This window comes from Paucimonas lemoignei (genome assembly GCF_004342585.1).
GTDB classification, from domain to species: Bacteria; Pseudomonadota; Gammaproteobacteria; order Burkholderiales; family Burkholderiaceae_D; genus Paucimonas; species Paucimonas lemoignei.
Genome location: NZ_SLZQ01000001.1, coordinates 117923 through 136180 on the forward strand (window position 1 = coordinate 117923; position 18258 = coordinate 136180).

An 18258-nucleotide genomic window follows, 5' to 3' on the forward strand; every position below is an offset into this window, starting at 1 on the left:
AACGAAAGATAGATGTATACCGCGCATGGAAAATCGGACAAGAATCACCTGCTGCAGGAACATGCGCCGCTGGTGAAACGATTGGCGCACCAGATGAAGGCCAAGCTGCCGCACAGCGTCGAAGTGGATGACCTGGTGCAGGCGGGAATGATCGGCCTGCTGGACGCGGTCAATCGCTATGAGGATAACCATGGCGCCCAGTTTGAAACCTACGCGGTGCAGCGCATTCGCGGCGCCATGCTGGACGAGTTGCGCAACAGCGACTGGCTGCCGCGCAGCATCCGCCAGAACATGCGCAAGATCGAAGATGCCATGCAAAAGCTGCAGCAGCGTCTCGGGCGCCCTCCGCTCGAAACCGAAGTGGCCAAGCAGCTGAAGATGTCGCTGACCGAATACCAGGAGCTGCTCGGCGACAGCGGCGGCCACCAGCTGGTCTATTACGAGGATTTCCACGACAACGGCGAAGACGGCGAGCATTTCCTCGACCGTTATTGCACCGACCATGCGGACGATCCCTTGCAGGCGCTGATGAATACGGGTTTCAGGCAGGCGGTGATCGCTGCCATCGAAGCCTTGCCGGAGCGCGAAAAGATCCTCATGGGCCTATATTACGAACAGGAGATGAACCTGAAGGAAATCGGCGCGGTGATGAACGTATCGGAGTCGCGGGTATCCCAGCTGCATAGCCAGGCGATCGCGCGCCTGCGTACTTTCTTGAAGGAGCAGGCGTGGACTGGGCTAGCGTAGCCGGCATCGCACTGGCGCTGGGCGGGCTCCTGCTCGGCCAGTTGCTGGAAGGCGGCCACCTGGGTTCGCTGGTGCAGCCTGCAGCCTTCATCATCGTCGGCGTCGGCACGGTGGGCGCCGTGCTGCTGCAGAGCGGCCGGCAGGACTTCATGCGCGGCGTGCGCCTGGCCAAGACGGTATTCGTGCCGCGGCCCGACACCACCAATCTGATCGAGCAGCAGATCGTCACCTGGAGCACGCAGGCGCGGCGCGATGGTTTGCTCAGCCTGGAGCGCTACCTCGAAGGAGTGAAAGACCCGTTCCGCGCCAAGGGCTTGCGCATGCTGATCGACGGCATCGACCCTTTCAAGCTCAAGGATATTCTCGAAACCGATCTCGACAGTTACGAGCGCCATGAACGCCTGGCGATCAAGGTGTGGGATGCGGCGGGCGGTTATGCGCCTACCATCGGCATCATCGGCGCCGTGCTCGGGTTGATCCATGTGATGGAAAACCTGGCCAATCCCGCGCAGCTTGGCAGCGGAATCGCCGTGGCTTTCGTCGCCACCATCTACGGCGTCGGCCTGGCGAACCTGGTGTTTCTCCCGATCGGCAACAAGCTCAAATCGCTGCTGGCGCGCGAAGTGGCGCAGCGCGAAATGCTGATTGCCGCATTCTTCGGCATCGCGCTCGGCGACAACCCTCGCGTGATACAGGAGCGCATGAGCGCTCATCGGCGCTAGCCGCGGCCGTAAAGGGAAGGCCATGGCGCGCAAAAAACACGAAGAAGAACATGAAAATCATGAGCGCTGGCTGGTTTCGTATGCCGACTTCATCACGCTGCTGTTCGCGTTTTTCGTGGTGATGTACGCCATATCTTCCGTCAACGAAGGCAAGTATCGCGTGCTGTCGAATGCCCTGGGGAGCGCTTTCGGCACCGGGGCGTCGGTTTCGGTGGTCCAGGTATCGCCCGAGCGCCAGCAGGCGTTTCCATTGCGCCGGCAATCGACACAGGACAGGCAGCGCCTCGAAGCCATCAAGCGCGAGCGCGAAGTCATGGCAGGCATCGCCCGCCAGTTGCGCCAGTCGCTCGACCCGCTGATCAAGCGCGGCATCGTGCGCGTGACGCAAACCGGGCGCGGCGTGAAGGTGGAAATCAACGCCAGCATCCTCTTTGCGACAGGCGACGCCAATCTGACTGGCGAAGCCGGCGAGGTGCTGAGCACGATTGCGCGCATCATGAAAGATGATAGTCACGGTTTGCAGGTGGAGGGGCATACCGACAATGTGCCCATCAAAAATGCCGCTTTTCCCTCCAACTGGGAGTTGGCGAGCGCGCGCGCCAGCAGTGTGGTGCGCCTGCTTGCCGATAAGGGCGTGCCCCCGGTGCGCCTGAGCGCGGTCGGCCATGCCGACAACTTTCCGGTGGCGTCCAACGATACGGCGGAAGGACGCGCTCGCAATCGCCGCGTCGAAATCATGATCCTTTCCAGCCTTCCGGACATCGAGCCCGAACAGGCTGATGGACACGACGGCTCCGGTCACTGAGCAAACTTCAGGAACAATTGGAACGCTGATTCCAAGATCAGTCATCTCCCGTTTATTCATTCCGCTTGCCTCGAGTTAAACAGCGTTTATCGGGCATTCGCCTTGCGCGTTGCTTACGAATCAGTCTCGTAATATAGTTTGGTATATAGCGGCGGCAAGCTACCGGACTAAGGAGAACTGCAGTGCGCCTTTCGATATGCAACATGCTGGCAGCGGGATTATTCCTTGCCGCAGCCAGCCTGGCCCATGCGGGCGAGATCACGCTGTCTGCGGCTGCCAGCCTAACCAATGCCTTTCGCGAGATTGGCGCTGCCTATGAAGCGCGCCATCCGGGGAGCAAGGCATTGGTGAATTTCGGCGCATCCGGCGCACTGCTGCAGCAAATGGCTAAAGGCGCGCCGGTCGATGTGTTCGCTTCGGCGGACCAGGAAACCATGAATATGGCGATCAGCCAGAGACTGGTGAAATCGGCCGATCGCCGGGTGTTTGCGCGCAACTCGCTGGTGATGGTCGTGCCGCGCGACAGCAGGCTGAAGATCAAGATGTTGCCGGATCTGTCGCAGCCGGATGTGCATAAAGTCGCAATCGGCAATCCCGACAGCGTGCCGGTGGGGCGCTATGCCAGGGAGGCGTTGCAGGAAGCGCGGCTGTGGCCGCAACTGCAGTCAAAGACTATCCGTACGCAAAACGTGCGTCAATCGCTGGATTATGTGGCGCGAGGCGAAGTCGATGCCGCGTTTGTCTATGCCACGGATGCCGCGCTCATGCCGGATAAAGTGCGGATCGCCATGCAGGTGCCGCTGAACGAGCCGGTTCTTTATCCGATCGCCAAAACCGCAGACAGTGAAAATGCCATTGAAGCCAGCCGCTTCGTCGACTTTGTCATGTCACCGGCAGGCCAGGCTATTCTTGCCAAATACGGCTTTCTGAAGCCATAGGAATGGAGTAAGGCGTCAAGGATGAATATGGTTGCAGGAATGGATGCCGCATGGGTTGCCCTCGGTCTGTCGCTCAAGGTGGCTGGCCTGGCGACGGTAATCAACCTCGTGCTGGGTGTGGGCGTGGGTTATTTGCTGGCGCGCAGGAGCTTTCCCGGCCGCGACCTGCTGGATACGATGCTGACCTTGCCCCTGGTGTTGCCGCCCACCGTGCTCGGATACTACCTCCTCGTTCTGATCGGCCGGCGCGGCTGGATCGGCGCATGGCTGCATGACACCTTCGGCATCAACCTGATCTTTACCTGGCAGGGAGCGGTGATCGCCGCTTCCATCGTGGCCTTTCCGCTGGTATTCAAGCCGGCCAGGGCAGCGTTCGAGGCGGTCGACGGGCAGCTTGAAAACGCCGCAAGAGTGCTGGGCGTGCCGGAGCCGGCGATTTTTTTTCGCATCAGCCTGCCGCTTGCCTGGCGCGGCATCCTGGCGGGCGTGTTGCTCGGATTTGCGCGGGCGTTGGGCGAGTTCGGCGCGACGTTGATGGTGGCCGGCAGCATTCCCGGCAAAACACAAACCCTGTCGGTAGCCGTGTATGAGGCGGTGCAAGCCGGACAGGACGGTCTGGCCAATCTGCTCGTTCTGATTACCTCGCTGGTATGCGTGTCGGTGCTGCTTGCAGCAACCTGGCTGGCGCCGGATTACAAGCGCCGTCGTCGGCCTGTTTAGGAGCACGTGTGTTATTCGATATCGATATCGCCAAGGAGCTGCGTTCCGGAAGGCGCAAGTTTGAATTGCGGCTGCAGTTTCGCACCGATAGCCGGCGCGTCGTCATTCTCGGTCCTTCCGGCGCAGGCAAGAGTCTTTCGCTGCAGGCCATCGCCGGTTTGTTGCAGCCTGATTGCGGGTATATCCATATTGAGGGGCGCAAGCTGTTTGATTCCACAGACGGGATCGACCTCGCGCCGCAGGAACGGCAACTGGCCTACCTGTTCCAGGACTACGCGCTGTTTCCTCATCTGAATGTCCGGCAAAACATTGCCTTCGGGCTGACGCGCGGCTGGCGCAATCCACCGGCGGATGTCGGTGGCGCCGAGGTGGATTACTGGCTGGATGCGTTCGGCTTGCGCCGGGTTGCGCAGCAGATTCCTTCCGAGCTCTCCGGGGGCCAGCGTCAGCGCACGGCGCTGGCCCGGGCGCTGGCCGCAAAGCCGCGCGCCTTGCTGCTCGATGAACCGTTCGCGGCGCTGGACACGCCGCTGCGTGTCTCCTTGCGGCAGGAATTGGACCAGTTGCAGCGACGGCTGAATGTGCCGATGGTAATGATTACGCATGATATGGAAGATGCAGCAGTGTTCGGCGATGAAATCCTGCAGTTGAAGGATGGCGCGATCGTCGCTGCGGATGGCGATGCAGACGACGCGGTCATGCGGCGGGAGCCAGTGAATAACGCAAGCGGCGAAGGCAAAAGCGGAAACGGAAGCTGGGAAAACGGGAGTCGGGATGGAGAATGAGAAGGGCATCCAGCTGCAGGGTTCTGTCTGGCTGACCGTCGCCGGCGAAAAGTTCGGCGGGCATGCGCGCATCGCCCTGTTGTCGCAGATCGCGGCGTGCGGCTCGATCACCCAGGCGGCCAAGGCCGCCGGCATGAGTTACAAGGCGGCATGGGATGCTATCGATGAGATGAATAATCTTGCCGGCGAGCCGCTGGTCGAACGCGCTGCGGGAGGCAAAGGCGGCGGCGGCACGCGTCTGACACAGCGCGGCGCGCAACTGGTGGAAAATTTTGCAACGATCGAGCGCGAGCATCGCCATTTCATCGAACAGCTCGGTCGGCAGGCTCGCGGCATCGCCGACGATTACCTGATGTTCAGAAGGATGGGCATGAAAACCAGCGCACGCAATCAGTATTGGGGCAAGGTCGTCGAGGTGAGAACCGGAGCGGTCAATGACCAAGTCGTCCTGGAATTGCCAAGCGGCCACCCGATCGTCGCTGTCATCACGCATGAAAGCACGCTAGACCTTGGGCTGGCTCCCGGCGCCGAAGCGTTCGCGTTGATCAAGTCTTCCATGATCATCCTGGCAAAGGATGACGAACGCGCCCGGTTTTCCGCCCGAAACCGCCTGCGCGGCACGGTGACGCGCATCCAGGATGGCGCGGTGAATGCCGACGTGATCGTGGAGTTGTCGGATGGCGTGACGCTTGCGGCCATCGTCACGAACGAAAGCTGCCGGGAGCTCGCGCTTGCCGTCGGGGAGCAGGTGACGGCGATTTTCAAGGAATCCAGCGTTATCCTGGGCACACCGGCCTAGTCACGGCGTCGCGTCGCCGCAAAAAAAAACCGGCAGAGCCGGTTGAAGTACACCCTCGTAAATCTTTATCAGCCTAGCCGATCACCAGGCCGCGTCCTGCCGGGGTGACGGCCGATTGCCCATTGGGGCCGTACAGCGTCTGGCCTTGCGGGCCACCCTTGAGTACATTCAGCGCATTCTGGTTGCGCGCCAGGTGTTTGCCGATCAACATGCCATTGCTGCGATTGATTTCCTTGGCGGCTTGCGCGATTTCCAGCAATTCTTTCCAGGACTGGCGGGCAGTAGGCGGCTGCAGGCTGTCCAGCCAGGCTTGCATGCCTTGTTCCGTCGCCTCGAATCCGGCGGCAGTCAAGGCCGCGTGGCGTTCGGCAGCCAGTTCCGACATGCGCGCCACCAGCTGATTTTTTTCTTCCGTCAGCGCGGTGAGCGCGTCGACATCCGCGGCGACCAGCTGGGCTTGCTCTTTGTTCAAAATCTCGAGCAGCATGCGCGCAGTACGGTTTTCTTCGTGGAGCTTGTGCGCGGGGCCGGTGCCGGTCTGGTTCATGCGTATCTATGCCTTACGGGTATGTATCAAATCCTTGACGGAATCGAGCAAGCCGTTGGCGACCTTTTCAGGGTCGACCTTGAACTTGCCTTCGGCAATCGCTGCCTTGATTTCCGCCACCTTTTGCGTGTCGAACACGCCTTCGCTGCCTGCCAGGGCTTGCAGCTGCGATGAAATCTGAACGCCTTGCTGGGTCGAGCTGCTGGCGCTGGTCTTGGTCGCACTAGCTGCGCCGGCGGCCTTGTCTGCGCCTTTGCTGCCGCGCGCTTCGGTGGCGCCGACCGGCAGGCTGCCAGTTTTCTTGATCGAGTTATCGATTTTCACGATAGTTCCTTGTCTGTTTGGGGCGGATTACCCCTGTCCATGCCCATATAACGGCAGGCGCCGCCTAAACTTTAGGAACAAATTTAACATTAATTACGATAGTCGACCAGAATATTCTTCCATGTTTTCAATAAGTTACTTCCACTACGCCACCGATTCGCGCCACGCCGCTGACAATTTGTCCATTGGATGTCCTGGCCTGGACGACTTGTCCTTCGCCTGCGTTGTTCAAGGCCTTGGCTTCGGCCGAGATGCGAAATCCCGTGCCAACGGTTTGCAGGCGCACGGTCTGGCCCTGCTGGACTGCAGCCTGGGCGCGCAGGGCATCGTTGCGCAAGGGCGTTCCGGCCGGCAGCGACATGGCCAGCGTGCGGCCGAGCGCCTGCGAGGGATCGGTCAGGATGCCGGCCGGCAGATGCGTCAGGTCGCCGCGCGCCCTGGTCAGATGCTGGGGGCCGATCACCTGGCCCTGGGCAAGTGGCGCCGAAGTAGTCAGGTAATCGGCGACCACCTTGACGGTCGCCGGAATATAGACGGTCCAGGACACCGGCACGGTGCAGCGCACGCCGACCGTCGTGCGTCCCCATACCCGACTGCCGGGCGGCATGAATGCTTCCGGCGCGGCGCAGGCTATCAGGTTGGAGCGCGGATCGAGCGCGTTGGCGCTGATGCTGACCTGGCCGGGCAGGCCGGTGCTTTGCACTTTCAGGAAATGTTCGACGACCTTGCGGATGGCTTCCGGGTCTTGTCGCTGCGGCGCAGCTTGCTGTGCGGCCGCCGCGATGGCAAGCTGCATGAGCGCGATGAACAGGAGGGCCTTGGATAGCAGGTGCATGGTCTGGTGCGTATCGATTCTTTACGCTGACCATGATAACGAGGCCGCCAGGCTGCAAAGCGGGGAATAGGGCAGGATTTTATGCCCTTATCGATCGATCAAACGCGGCCTTGCCTGCCTAATATCGAGCCTGTACAAAACCATTATCGGCTGAAAGCGCAGTTTCTTTAGTCGGTGTTGAGGAGGAAGGCATGATAGGAAAGCTGGATGAATACCTGCGGTTCAACGAGACCGCATTGAATTTGCGGGCCCAGCGCCAGCAGCTGCTGGCATCGAATATCGCCAACGCCGACACGCCCAACTTCAAGGCTCGCGATATCGACTTCAACAAGGCCTTGCAAGGCGCATTGGCCAAGAGCGGGCCGCCGAATGCGCCGGAAATGGCCAGGACCGACACCGTACACCTGAGCAGCAAGAATGGCAATACGGTCGGCGGCGCGCCGCTGCTGTACCGCACGGAGCAGCAGGGCAATGTCGACGGCAATACGGTCAACATGGATGCCGAACGCAACCAGTTCACCGACAACGCCATTCGCTATGAAGCAGGCCTGACTCTCATTAACGCGCAGATCCGCAAGATGCTGAGCGCCATCCAGGGGCAATAATCATGTCGCTATTTAATATCTTCAATGTCGCCGGCTCGGCAATGAGCGCGCAATCGCAGCGCCTCAATGTCGTCGCTTCCAATATCGCCAATGCCGATAGCACCACCAGTTCCACCGGTGAGACTTATAAGGCCAAGCAGGTGGTTTTTCAGGCCGTGCCGCTGGCCACGCCGGAAGCGGCAGGCGTCAAGGTGCGGCAAGTGGTGGAAGACGCCTCGCCGCCGAAGATGGTGTTCGACCCCAAGCATCCGCAAGCCGACGAAAACGGTTACGTCGCCATGCCCAACGTGAATGTCATCGAAGAGATGGTGAACATGATTTCGGCGTCGCGCTCGTACCAGAATAACGTCGACACGATGAACGCGGCCAAGACGATGCTGATGAAAACCCTGGCGATCGGCCAGTAAGAAAGGAACCTAGCATGGCGACCATACAAAATACCAGCGGCGTTTCCGAGAGCCTGATGACCTCGATGAATGGGGCGAAATCGACCAAGGGAACCGACACCGTCACGGAAGCGCAGGACCGTTTCATGACCCTGCTGGTGACGCAGATGAAGAATCAGGATCCTCTGAACCCGATGGACAATGCACAGATGACCAGCCAGCTGGCGCAGCTGTCGACGGTCAGCGGCATCGAGAAAATGAACGTCGCGCTGCAATCGCTCATGGGCAGTTACCAGGCGAGCCAGACGCTGCAGGCGACCAGCATGATCGGCCACGGCGTGCTGGCGCCAGGAGACAGCCTGCAACTGGTCGAAGGCCAGGCATTGATGGGCATCGAACTGGAGGGGCCTGCCGACAAGGTCGATGTCACGATCCGCGACGCCAATGGCAAAGCGGTCCACTCCATCACCCTGGAAAAACAGCCGGCCGGTACCTATCCGCTTGCATGGGATGGCAAGATCGACGAGAACACGACTGCCAAGGATGGCGCCTACACCTTTGAAGTCAAGGCGACGACCGGCGGCGAGACGGTTAAGTCCACCGCGCTGAGTTTTGGCCAGGTCGCCAGCGTTTCCACCAACAGTCAGGGTATCAAGGTCAACGTGCCGGGCCTGGGCGCACTGAATTTTGCCGATATTCGCCAGATCCTGTGATCGCTGCGCGAGATAATTTAAAAGGGGAATAACATGAGTTTCCAGCAAGGTTTGAGCGGTTTGAATGCTGCATCGAAGAGCCTGGATGCGATCGGCAATAACGTCGCCAATGCCAATACCGTCGGCTTCAAGGCTTCGCAGGCGCAGTTCGCCGATGTGTATGCCAGCTCGCTGTCGGGCGGCGGCGCAGGCCAGGTCGGCATCGGCGTCAAGGTTGCCAACGTCGCCCAGCAATTCACGCAAGGGAACATCACGGGCTCGTCCAATCCGCTGGACGTGGCAATCAGCGGCAGCGGTTTCTTCCGCCTGAGCACCAACGGCACGATCACTTATTCGCGCAACGGCCAGTTCCAGCTGGACAAGAACGGCTACATCGTCAATCCCGATGGCGCGCGCCTGACCGGCTATGGCGTCAATGCTTCCGGCGTGCTGTCGCTGGGCGCCCCTGGCGACATCTATATCAACACCGCTGACCAGCCGCCGAGCGAATCATCGAAAGTGACTGCGCAGTTGAATCTGGATTCACGCAAGACCGCGATCGACCAGGCTGTCACGCCGTTCAATATCAATGACCCGGCGACTTACCATAACGCGACATCGGTCTCGGTGTTCGACAGCCTGGGCAATGCCCATGTGCTGCAAACCTATTTCGTGAAGACAGCGCCGCTGGCAGCCGATCCGCCGGGCACGCTCGCGACCTGGGACATTTATGGCGCAGTCGATGGCAACCTGTTGCCGGCGCCAGTAGGCGGCAATATCGGCTCGATCACCTTCAATTCGGATGGCACGATCAACACTGGCTTGACCACCATGCCGATCCCGAATATCCAGTTGCCTGTCTCCACTGGCGCAACCACGCCGATCGGCGGCGGCGCCGGCATCAGTGTCGACTTCACGGGAACCACCCAGTTCGGTTCGGCATTCAGCGTCAACGCGCTGACCCAGGATGGATTTGCCGCCGGCCGGCTGTCCGGTTTTAACATCGGCGACGACGGCGTGATCACCGGCCGCTACACCAACGGCAAATCGGCGACGCTGGGGCAGGTGGTGCTGGCAAATTTCGCCAATCCGAATGGCTTGCAACCGCTTGGCAACAATGTCTGGTCGGTGTCATCTGAATCGGGACCTGAACTGGTCGCCTCGCCTGGTTCCGGCAGCCTGGGCACCCTGCAGTCGATGGCAGTGGAAGACTCCAATGTCGACCTGACCGCCGAACTGGTCAACATGATCACCGCGCAGCGCTATTACCAAGCCAATGCCCAAACCATCAAGACGCAGGACCAGGTCATGCAGACCTTGGTCAACCTGAGGTAATGCCAAGCAGTGATTGATGCCGAGAGGCCGGGAGAGAAAACATGGACCGTCTGATTTACACCGCCATGACTGGCGCCAAGCACATCATGGAAAGGCAGGCCACGACTTCGCATAACCTGGCCAATGCCACGACCACGGGCTTTCGTGCCCAGATCGATTCATTCCGCGCCGTGCCGGTGCAGGGCGCCGAATTGCCGACCCGTGCTTTCGTGGTCGATTCCACGGTCGGCGCGGATTTTCGCGCGGGCTCCATTCAACAGACCGGGCGTGATCTGGACGTGGCTGTGCAGGGGCAGGGCTGGATCGCCGTGCAGCTGGAGGATGGCTCGGAAGCCTATACCCGCAACGGCAGCCTGAAGCTCAGCGAAAACGGCGTGCTGCAGACCCAGAACGGCTTGAATGTGCTGGGCGATGGCGGGCCGATCAGCGTGCCGCCGGATGTCGCCCTGGCTATCGCCAAGGATGGCACGGTGTCTGCCGTGTCCACCGCGACCCAGCCGGCAATCGGCACCGTGCTCGGTCGCATCAAGCTGGTCAATCCGGAACAGTCCGAACTGGTGCGCGGCGACGATGGCCTGTTCCGCCTGAAGAGCGGCGAGCCGGCCGACGCCGCCGAGAATGTCACGCTCATCGGCTCGGCCCTGGAAAGCAGCAATGTCAACGTCGTCGACGAGATGGTCAACATGATCAGCCTGGCGCGCCAGTTCGAGCTGCATATGAATTTGCTGAAGAATGCCGAGAATAACGCGGGCAAAGCCTCTCAACTCTTGGCTTTGAGCTAGCGTTGCCTGGTCCATAATGAAATCATGAGACGAGCCTGACAGGTGTCGTCAACGAACACAAAGCCAGCGGGAGAATGAAATGATACGTTCACTATGGATAGCCAAGACCGGTCTTGAAGCGCAGCAGACGCAGATGGACGTCATCTCCAACAACCTGGCTAACGTCGGCACCACGGGTTTCAAGAAATCCCGCGCGGTCTTCGAGGACCTGCTGTACCAGACCATTCGCCAGCCGGGCGCGCAATCGTCGCAACAGACACAATTGCCGTCGGGCCTGCAGCTCGGCACCGGTGTGCGCACGGTCGCAACCGAGCGCATTCACACCCAGGGCAACCTGCAGAACACCGGCAACAGCAAGGATGTCGCCATCCAGGGCGCCGGCTTTTTCCAGGTGCTGATGCCGGACGGTAGCGCCGCTTACACGCGCGATGGCTCCTTCCAGGTGGATAACCAGGGACAGCTGGTCACCTCCAGCGGTTTCGTGGTACAGCCGGCCATCACCATCCCCGACGCCGCGCAAAGCATCACCATCGGGCGCGATGGCACGGTGTCCGTGCAGGTGCAGGGATCCGCGGCGCCGACCGTCGTCGGCACCTTGCAGGTAACCACTTTCATCAATCCGGCCGGCCTGGAAAGCAAGGGTGAAAACCTGTATGCCGAAACCGCCGCATCCGGCACGCCGAATACCAACACCCCGGGCACCAATGGCGCCGGCGCCTTGTTGCAGAATTACACCGAAACTTCCAACGTCAACGTGGTGGAAGAACTGGTCAACATGATCCAGACTCAGCGCGCCTACGAGATCAACAGCAAGGCGATCAGCACGTCCGACCAGATGCTGCAGCGCCTGTCGCAACTGTAAGAGCGGCACGCAGGAGCTTAAGCCATGAATAAAGCGCTCAAACTGATTTGTTCGACTGCCGCCGCTGTCTACCTGACCGGTTGCGCGATGACACCGGATACGATCGTGCAGGGGCCGACCACGGCACGTCCGTTGCCGCCGCAGGCGCATCAGCCGGCCAATGGATCCATCTTCCAGGCAGCCACCTATCGGCCGATGTTCGAGGATCGCCGCGCGCGCTTTGTCGGCGATATCCTGACCATGACCATCAGCGAAAAGACCAGCGCAGCCAAGGCCGCCGGCAATTCCGGCAGCAAGAGCGGCAGTGCCGAGGGCGGCATCACCGCGCTGTTCGGCGCGCCGGCATCGCTCCTGGGACGCACCAGCGCCGGGGCTTCCAACTCCAGCGAATTCAGCGAAAAGGGCGCGACCAGCTCAAGCAATAACTTTACCGGCACCGTGGCCGTGACCGTGACGGAAGTGCTCCCCAACGGTAACCTGGTCGTCAGCGGCGAAAAGCAGGTGGCATTCGACAAGGGTACCGAGTTCATCCGTTTCTCCGGCGTCGTGAGCCCGGACCGTATCCTGCCTGGCAATAACATCATGTCCAGCCAGGTGGCCGATGCCCGCATCGAATACCGTACCAACAGCCATGTGGATGCCGTCGAAGTCATGGGTATCCTGACGCGCTTCTTCCTGAGCGTGTTGCCGCTGTGATGCGGCATCAATCGGAGCCGACCATGAAGATGTTTTTCTCAGTTCGCCAAGCTTTCCAGCGCAGCCTGTTGCTCGCGGCCTGCGCCTGCTGCCTGGCCGCCGCCCCCGCGCATGCCGAACGCCTGAAAGACCTGGCGAGCATCCAGGGCGTGCGTGAAAACCAGCTGCTCGGTTACGGCCTGGTCGTTGGTTTGGATGGCAGCGGCGACCAGACCACGCAAACCCCGTTTACCGTGCAAAGCGTGATGAGCATGCTGCAGCAAATGGGCGTGAGCCTGCCGCCGGCTTCGTCGCTGCAATTGAAGAATGTCGCGGCAGTCATGGTGACGACTTCGCTGCCGGCCTTCGCCCAGCCTGGTCAGACCCTGGATGTGACGGTGTCGTCGATGGGTAACGCCAAGAGCCTGCGCGGCGGCACGCTGCTGATGACCCCCCTGAAAGGCGCCGATGGCCAGATTTATGGCATCGCGCAAGGCAACCTGGTGGTGGGTGGCGCTGGCGCTGCCGCCAATGGCAGCAAGGCCCAAGTCAATCATTTGAGCGTCGGCCGCATTTCCAATGGCGCCACCGTCGAACGCGCCGTGCCGACATCGCTCGGCCAGGCCGATGCCGTGTTTGTCGAGCTGAAGGAAACCGATTTCTCCACTGCGGCCCGCGTGGTCGAAGCCGTCAACCGCGTGTTTGGCGCGAATACCGCCGCAGCCCAGGACGGCCGCGTCATCCGTGTCAGGGCTCCTGCCGATAACAGCCAGCGCGTGGCGTTTCTGGGCGCGCTGGAAAGCATCAATCTGACGCCGGCGCAGACTTACGCCAAAGTGATCCTGAATGCGCGCACCGGTTCCGTCGTCATGAACCAGGCCGTGACGCTGGAAAGCTGCGCGGTTTCGCACGGCAATCTGTCCATCGTCATCAATACGGAAAATACGGCCAGCCAGCCGGCGCCGATGTCCAACGGCCAGACCGTGGTGACCCAGAATTCGCAAATCGATATCCGCAAGGAGCCGGGCCAGGTCATGATGCTGAAAGGCGGTGCCTCGCTGGCGGAAGTCGTGAAGGCCCTGAACGCGATCGGCGCGACGCCGCAAGACTTGCTGGCTATCCTGCAAGCGATGAAGGCAGCCGGCTCGCTGCGTGCCGAACTGGAAATCATTTAATCAGAGCGCCATGAACCATTCCGTCGACATGACCGGCAAGCTGGCCCTGGATACCAAGGGCCTCGGCGCGCTGCGCGAGTCGGCGCGGCAGAATTCGCCGGAATCCATCAAGGCCGCGGCCAAGCAGTTTGAAGCCCTGTTCATGAACATGGTCATGAAGAGCATGCGTGAAGCCACGCCGCAGGAGGGCCTGTTCGATAACCAGCAAACCAAGATGTACACCTCGATGCTGGATCAGCAGATGAGCCAGACCCTGGCCAATCGCGGCGTAGGACTGGCCGATGTGCTGGTGCGGCAGTTGTCCGCCAACCGGGGCGTGCAGCCGGGCGACGCAGGCGAAGCCGGCGGCGCGGCAGGCGCGGGCGCTGCGGCGGACGGCGACAGCGCCGGCAAGCTTGGCGCGACGGGGCAACAACCGAATGCGCTGCGTCAGGCACAGATCGCTGCCTTCCAGGAACAAATGCGCCTGCAGAATGAAGAGGCGGGCGGCGGCGATGCCATGCTGTCCAACGTATGGAACCGCATGCCTGCTGGCGCCGCAGGTGCCGCCGACGCGGCCCAGCCGAGCAAGTCGACGGCACGTTACGCGCATGTGCGGGAATTCGAGGATCGCCTGTCTCATCATGCTGAAGCGGCCAGTCGCGTCACCGGCATCCCGGCCAAGTTCATGCTAGGCCAGGCCGCGCTGGAAACCGGCTGGGGCAAGCGTGAAATCCGCGGCGCCGACGGCAGCAACAGTTACAACCTGTTTGGCATCAAGGCCGGCGCAGGCTGGAAAGGCAAGGTTGTCGAGGTTGCCACGACCGAATACGTCAATGGCGTGCCGCAGCTGAAACGCGAAAAATTCCGCGCCTACGATTCCTATGCCGACAGTTTCCGCGATTACGCCAAGCTGCTGACCAATAATCCGCGTTATGAAAACGTCATCGCCAATGCCCAGGATGCCAGCAGTTTCGCACGTGGGCTGCAGCGGGCAGGTTATGCGACGGATCCGCAGTATGCCGCCAAGCTGACGCGCATTATTAAACATACCTTGTCCGCCTGAAGACCGGTCTTGAACGGCAGGGTGATATTGTAAAAAGAACAGGGCTGGCAGCCGGCGGATTAAAGTTTACCGATTGGCTGCCGAAAACCCTGGTAACGCGTTAATAGAAAGACCATCATGGCGAATATCCTCAGCATCGGCCAAACCGCATTGACCGCAGCCCAGGTGGGATTAACGACCGCAGGGCACAATATTTCCAATGCCAATACCGCCGGCTACAGTCGCCAGGTAGTCGTGCAGACCAATCGCCCGGGCCAGCAAAGCAGTTACGGCTTCACGGGCGCCGGTACCGAAGTATCGACGGTCAAGCGCATCTATAACGACTATCTCGCCAACCAGGTGCTGACGTCGCAGACATCGCAGAGTTCGCTGAACGCGTATTACACGCAGGTCAAGCAGATCAACAACATGTTCGCCGACGGAACGGTCGGCGTGTCGCCGGCGCTGCAGGAATTTTTCCAGGATGTGCAAAATCTCGCCTCTGCGCCGCCCGCCTCCTCGGGCGCTGCGCGGCAGACCATGTTATCGGCGGCACAAACCCTTGCCGGACAATTCCAGGATGTGAATAGCCGCTTGGCCGAATTGCGCGAGGGCGTCAATACCGATATCCGCACCAGCATCACCAGCATCAATTCGATATCGGGGCAGATCGCCAAGCTCAACCAGTCCATCGCGGTGGCGCAAGCCAGCAATGGCGGACAGCCGCCGAACGATCTGCTGGACCAGCGCGACAAGCTGGTGTCGGATCTCAGCAAGGAAGTCAAGGTTACCGTCGTCAAGCAGGGGACTGACTACAATATTTCTGTCGGCAATGGACAATCGCTGATTGTCGGCGGCCAGTCATTCGAGCTGACGCCGGTGGCATCCGCTACCGACCCCGAGCGGCTGCAGGTCGGATATGTATCCAACGGCAAGATCATCTCGCTGGCTGAATCCTCGCTCACCGGCGGCAACCTCGGCGGCCTGCTCGAATTCCGCTCGCAAACGCTGGACCGGGTTCAGAATGAGCTGGGGCGCATCGCCATGTCGCTGGCAAGCGAGTTCAATGCCCAGCATCACCTTGGACTGGACCTGAACGCCACGGCGGGCGGCGACTTTTTCAGCACCGGCAAGCCGCAGGTCAACGCCAGCACGCTCAATACCGGTACAGCCGTCGCTACGGCAAGCATTACCAATACCGCTGCGCTGACTGCCAGCGATTACCGTTTCGAATACGTCGGGCCGGGCAATTATCGGGTCACGCGTCTGAATGACGGCGCCATCACCTCGTCTCCCACCATCCCCATGTCGGTGGATGGCGTGAATTTCGAGATCAGCTCGGGAACCCTGGCGGCAGGCGACGTCTTCCTGGTCAAGCCGACCATTAATGGCGCGGCCAGTTTCAACGTGGTGTTGAGCGATCCGAACAAGATCGCCGCCGCTTCGCCCGTCCTGACGAATGCTCCGACGGCCAATTTGGGCTCCGGCAAGATCAGCCCCGGGGCGGTTTCCACGGGGTTTTCGCCTGCCACGGTCACGCCGGCCATCATGCTCGGTTTCAATGACACCACCGGCATGCTCAGCGGTTTTCCGGCGGTGCCGGTGACTGTCACGAGCAACGGCACATCCACTACGTACGCGGCCGGTGCGCCGGTGCCGTACACCGAAGGCGCTACGATCAGTTTTGCGAACATCAGTTTTTCGATCACCGGTTCGCCCAAGACTGGCGACACCTTCACCATCGGCCACAATACCGATGGCAAGGGCGACAACCGTAACGCGGTGCAGCTCGGCGCGCTTCAAACGTCGAAGGTGATGAACGGCGGGACCGCCACCCTGCAGGGGGCTTTCGGCCAGATGGTCAACCTGGTGGGTAACAAGACGCATGAAATTGACGTCAACATGGCGGCAGAAACCGCCTCGCTGGCACAGGCCGTAGCGGCACAGCAAGCGGAATCGGGCGTCAATCTCGACGAGGAAGCCGCCAACCTGTTGCGTTACCAGCAGGCTTACCAGGCCGCCGGCAAGGTCATGCAGATAGCCAGCAAGCTGTTCGATACCTTGCTCTCACTCGGCCAATAAGGACTGTCATCATGCGCATCAGCACCAATACCCTGTATGAGTCCGGCACATCGAGACTGAGCGACCTGCAAGCCCGCATGATGCAGACGCAGCAGCAGATTGCCACCGGTCGCCGTATCCAGACCCCGGCCGATGATCCGGTTGCTTCGGCGCGCGCCTATGAAATCAACCAAGCCAAGGCAGTCAACAGCCAGTACGCCACCAACCGCGCCACCATCAAGGACTCGCTCAACCTGGAAGAAAACGCGCTGCAGAATGTGACGTCGCTGCTGCAGGATGTGAAAACCATGCTGGTATCGGCAGGTAACGCCAGCTACAGCGACACCGAGCGCAAATTTCTTGCCACCGAACTCAGGCAGCGTTTCGATGAAATGCTGTCGCTGGCTAACTCCAGCGATGGCGTGGGCGGCTATCTTTTCGCCGGCTTTCGCAGTGATACCCAGCCATTCTCCAAGTCCTCCGCAGGCGCCATTTATAACGGCGACCAGGGTGAGCGCATGCTGCAGGTTTCCGCATCGCGCCAGCTTGCCTTCGGCGACAATGGCAGCGCCGTGTTTGAACAAATCAGAACCGGCAATGGCACATTCAGCATCAGCGCGGCGTCGGCCAATGCCGGCGGCGGGGTGTTTTCGTCAGGTATCGTGACCAATGCGGCCGCGGTGACCGGCAATGAATACAGCATCAATTTTTCGGTAACGGGCGGCGTCACCACCTACACGGTAACCAACGTGACTACCGGCGCTGCCGTGGTACCCGCGCCGGGTAATCCCTATACCAGCGGCGAAGCAATCGGCTTTGACGGCATCCAGTTTGAAATTAGTGGCGCGCCGGCTGATGGCGACAATTTTTCCGTCAAGCCAAGCGTCAACCAGAGTCTCTTCACCACCTTGCAAAATCTGATCGGTGCGCTGGAAGCCTCCGGCACAGGCGAAGCTGGGCAAGCGCGCCTGAATAACCAGCTGACGATCGCGCATGGCAATCTCGACAATGCGCTCAACAGTGTTCTGACGGTTCGAGCCAACATCGGCACCCGTCTGAAGGAAATAGACTCGATGGACAATTCGGGCAGCGACATGGATCTGCAATACGCAGAAACCCTGTCCAATCTGCAGGATCTGGACTATGCCAAGGCCATCTCCAGTCTCGTCCAGCAACAGACCACCCTGCAGGCGGCTCAGCAGTCGTTCGTCAAGATGTCAGGTCTTTCGCTGTTCAATTTCATCTGATATCGCTCCCGAGCGTCATGTAAAAGCCCATGCAAAGTCATGGGCTTTTGATTTTTCGAGTCACGCTTTTGCAACAGGACGGCGGCTTGTCGCACATATACCGCGTCAGCGCGCGCATTCTGTATAAAAATCCTTCGAATCATGTTAATGTTTCGTTAAGGCAATAACTAAAATTACAAATCCCATCCATCC

General features: G+C 60.4%; 21 protein-coding genes. 18 read left to right on the plus strand and 3 right to left on the minus strand.

Going from position 1 to position 18258, the window contains the following annotated elements:
- Positions 1–12: 12 nt before the first annotated feature.
- The 7 genes from EDC30_RS00520 to EDC30_RS00550 all read left to right on the plus strand — a co-directional run bounded on the left by EDC30_RS00520 (position 13) and on the right by EDC30_RS00550 (position 5516).
- Positions 13–747 carry an RNA polymerase sigma factor FliA gene (locus tag EDC30_RS00520; protein WP_132256307.1) on the plus strand — a complete coding sequence of 245 codons (735 nt, stop codon included), beginning with the start codon at positions 13–15 and terminating at the stop codon, positions 745–747.
- Positions 729–1469 (plus strand): flagellar motor protein, encoded by a 741-nt coding sequence (locus EDC30_RS00525; protein ID WP_132256309.1) that lies wholly within the window; start codon positions 729–731, stop codon positions 1467–1469. Before EDC30_RS00520 ends, EDC30_RS00525 begins: the two co-directional genes overlap by 19 nt.
- Before the next feature lie 22 nt (positions 1470–1491).
- Positions 1492–2274, plus strand: coding sequence for a flagellar motor protein MotD (gene motD, locus EDC30_RS00530; RefSeq protein WP_132256310.1), 783 nt, complete (start codon positions 1492–1494; stop codon positions 2272–2274).
- Positions 2275–2477: 203 nt separating this feature from the next.
- Positions 2478–3212 (plus strand): molybdate ABC transporter substrate-binding protein, encoded by a 735-nt coding sequence (gene modA / locus EDC30_RS00535; protein ID WP_132257194.1) that lies wholly within the window; start codon positions 2478–2480, stop codon positions 3210–3212.
- Between the two features lie 39 nt (positions 3213–3251).
- Entirely contained in the window at positions 3252–3932 is a 681-nt protein-coding gene (modB, locus tag EDC30_RS00540) for a molybdate ABC transporter permease subunit (protein ID WP_132257196.1), read from the plus strand.
- An 8-nt stretch (positions 3933–3940) separates the two neighbouring features.
- On the plus strand, positions 3941–4717 hold the full coding sequence (locus EDC30_RS00545; RefSeq protein ID WP_132256312.1) for an ATP-binding cassette domain-containing protein: 777 nt from the start codon (positions 3941–3943) through the stop codon (positions 4715–4717).
- On the plus strand, positions 4707–5516 hold the full coding sequence (locus EDC30_RS00550; RefSeq protein WP_132256314.1) for a TOBE domain-containing protein: 810 nt from the start codon (positions 4707–4709) through the stop codon (positions 5514–5516). Before EDC30_RS00545 ends, EDC30_RS00550 begins: the two co-directional genes overlap by 11 nt.
- Before the next feature lie 73 nt (positions 5517–5589).
- Here EDC30_RS00550 and EDC30_RS00555 read toward each other — a convergent pair whose 3' ends face one another.
- From EDC30_RS00555 to flgA, 3 genes are all read right to left on the minus strand, one after another.
- Positions 5590–6063 carry a flagella synthesis protein FlgN gene (locus EDC30_RS00555; RefSeq protein WP_132256316.1) on the minus strand — a complete coding sequence of 158 codons (474 nt, stop codon included), beginning with the start codon at positions 6061–6063 and terminating at the stop codon, positions 5590–5592.
- A gap of 6 nt (positions 6064–6069) precedes the next feature.
- A complete protein-coding gene (gene flgM / locus EDC30_RS00560) occupies positions 6070–6387 on the minus strand; it encodes a flagellar biosynthesis anti-sigma factor FlgM (RefSeq protein ID WP_132256317.1) in 318 nt (105 codons plus the stop codon).
- Positions 6388–6514: 127 nt separating this feature from the next.
- Positions 6515–7222, minus strand: coding sequence for a flagellar basal body P-ring formation chaperone FlgA (gene flgA / locus EDC30_RS00565; RefSeq protein WP_132256319.1), 708 nt, complete (start codon positions 7220–7222; stop codon positions 6515–6517).
- Between the two features lie 191 nt (positions 7223–7413).
- Between flgA and flgB the strand changes: the two genes are divergently transcribed.
- The 11 genes from flgB (at position 7414) to flgL (ending at position 18066) form a co-directional block, all read left to right on the plus strand.
- Positions 7414–7827, plus strand: coding sequence for a flagellar basal body rod protein FlgB (flgB, locus tag EDC30_RS00570; RefSeq protein ID WP_132256321.1), 414 nt, complete (start codon positions 7414–7416; stop codon positions 7825–7827).
- A 2-nt stretch (positions 7828–7829) separates the two neighbouring features.
- The gene (gene flgC, locus EDC30_RS00575; RefSeq protein ID WP_132256323.1) at positions 7830–8234 is read left to right on the plus strand and encodes a flagellar basal body rod protein FlgC; all 405 of its coding nucleotides are present in this window, start codon (positions 7830–7832) and stop codon (positions 8232–8234) included.
- A gap of 14 nt (positions 8235–8248) precedes the next feature.
- Positions 8249–8926: a flagellar hook assembly protein FlgD gene (locus tag EDC30_RS00580; protein ID WP_132256325.1), complete on the plus strand. Its 678-nt coding sequence runs from the start codon at positions 8249–8251 to the stop codon at positions 8924–8926.
- Between the two features lie 33 nt (positions 8927–8959).
- Positions 8960–10240: a flagellar hook protein FlgE gene (gene flgE, locus EDC30_RS00585; protein ID WP_132256327.1), complete on the plus strand. Its 1281-nt coding sequence runs from the start codon at positions 8960–8962 to the stop codon at positions 10238–10240.
- Positions 10241–10281: 41 nt separating this feature from the next.
- Positions 10282–11022 carry a flagellar basal-body rod protein FlgF gene (gene flgF, locus EDC30_RS00590; RefSeq protein WP_132256328.1) on the plus strand — a complete coding sequence of 247 codons (741 nt, stop codon included), beginning with the start codon at positions 10282–10284 and terminating at the stop codon, positions 11020–11022.
- Between the two features lie 79 nt (positions 11023–11101).
- Complete coding sequence (gene flgG, locus EDC30_RS00595; protein ID WP_132256330.1) at positions 11102–11884, plus strand: flagellar basal-body rod protein FlgG; 783 nt, start codon at positions 11102–11104, stop codon at positions 11882–11884.
- A gap of 24 nt (positions 11885–11908) precedes the next feature.
- Complete coding sequence (locus EDC30_RS00600; protein ID WP_132256332.1) at positions 11909–12580, plus strand: flagellar basal body L-ring protein FlgH; 672 nt, start codon at positions 11909–11911, stop codon at positions 12578–12580.
- Positions 12581–12609: 29 nt separating this feature from the next.
- Positions 12610–13734 (plus strand): flagellar basal body P-ring protein FlgI, encoded by a 1125-nt coding sequence (locus EDC30_RS00605; RefSeq protein WP_132257198.1) that lies wholly within the window; start codon positions 12610–12612, stop codon positions 13732–13734.
- Between the two features lie 10 nt (positions 13735–13744).
- A complete protein-coding gene (gene flgJ / locus EDC30_RS00610; RefSeq protein ID WP_132256334.1) occupies positions 13745–14779 on the plus strand; it encodes a flagellar assembly peptidoglycan hydrolase FlgJ in 1035 nt (344 codons plus the stop codon).
- Positions 14780–14896: 117 nt separating this feature from the next.
- Positions 14897–16840 carry a flagellar hook-associated protein FlgK gene (gene flgK / locus EDC30_RS00615; RefSeq protein ID WP_207907190.1) on the plus strand — a complete coding sequence of 648 codons (1944 nt, stop codon included), beginning with the start codon at positions 14897–14899 and terminating at the stop codon, positions 16838–16840.
- 11 nt (positions 16841–16851) lie between these two features.
- Entirely contained in the window at positions 16852–18066 is a 1215-nt protein-coding gene (flgL, locus tag EDC30_RS00620) for a flagellar hook-associated protein FlgL (protein WP_132256338.1), read from the plus strand.
- Positions 18067–18258 lie beyond the last annotated feature (192 nt).

Excerpts from the sequence above, each read along its gene's own strand:
- EDC30_RS00520 (WP_132256307.1), top strand. The coding sequence starts at position 13 with ATGTATACCGCGCATGGAAAATCGGACAAGAATCACCTGCTGCAGGAA.
- motD (WP_132256310.1), top strand. The coding sequence starts at position 1,492 with ATGGCGCGCAAAAAACACGAAGAAGAACATGAAAATCATGAGCGCTGG.
- modA (WP_132257194.1), top strand. The coding sequence starts at position 2,478 with ATGCTGGCAGCGGGATTATTCCTTGCCGCAGCCAGCCTGGCCCATGCG.
- modB (WP_132257196.1), top strand. The coding sequence starts at position 3,252 with ATGGATGCCGCATGGGTTGCCCTCGGTCTGTCGCTCAAGGTGGCTGGC.
- EDC30_RS00550 (WP_132256314.1), top strand. The coding sequence starts at position 4,707 with ATGGAGAATGAGAAGGGCATCCAGCTGCAGGGTTCTGTCTGGCTGACC.
- EDC30_RS00555 (WP_132256316.1), bottom strand. The coding sequence starts at position 6,063 with ATGAACCAGACCGGCACCGGCCCCGCGCACAAGCTCCACGAAGAAAAC.
- flgA (WP_132256319.1), bottom strand. The coding sequence starts at position 7,222 with ATGCACCTGCTATCCAAGGCCCTCCTGTTCATCGCGCTCATGCAGCTT.
- flgB (WP_132256321.1), top strand. The coding sequence starts at position 7,414 with ATGATAGGAAAGCTGGATGAATACCTGCGGTTCAACGAGACCGCATTG.
- flgC (WP_132256323.1), top strand. The coding sequence starts at position 7,830 with ATGTCGCTATTTAATATCTTCAATGTCGCCGGCTCGGCAATGAGCGCG.
- EDC30_RS00580 (WP_132256325.1), top strand. The coding sequence starts at position 8,249 with ATGGCGACCATACAAAATACCAGCGGCGTTTCCGAGAGCCTGATGACC.
- flgE (WP_132256327.1), top strand. The coding sequence starts at position 8,960 with ATGAGTTTCCAGCAAGGTTTGAGCGGTTTGAATGCTGCATCGAAGAGC.
- flgF (WP_132256328.1), top strand. The coding sequence starts at position 10,282 with ATGGACCGTCTGATTTACACCGCCATGACTGGCGCCAAGCACATCATG.
- flgG (WP_132256330.1), top strand. The coding sequence starts at position 11,102 with ATGATACGTTCACTATGGATAGCCAAGACCGGTCTTGAAGCGCAGCAG.
- EDC30_RS00600 (WP_132256332.1), top strand. The coding sequence starts at position 11,909 with ATGAATAAAGCGCTCAAACTGATTTGTTCGACTGCCGCCGCTGTCTAC.
- EDC30_RS00605 (WP_132257198.1), top strand. The coding sequence starts at position 12,610 with ATGTTTTTCTCAGTTCGCCAAGCTTTCCAGCGCAGCCTGTTGCTCGCG.
- flgJ (WP_132256334.1), top strand. The coding sequence starts at position 13,745 with ATGAACCATTCCGTCGACATGACCGGCAAGCTGGCCCTGGATACCAAG.
- flgK (WP_207907190.1), top strand. The coding sequence starts at position 14,897 with ATGGCGAATATCCTCAGCATCGGCCAAACCGCATTGACCGCAGCCCAG.
- flgL (WP_132256338.1), top strand. The coding sequence starts at position 16,852 with ATGCGCATCAGCACCAATACCCTGTATGAGTCCGGCACATCGAGACTG.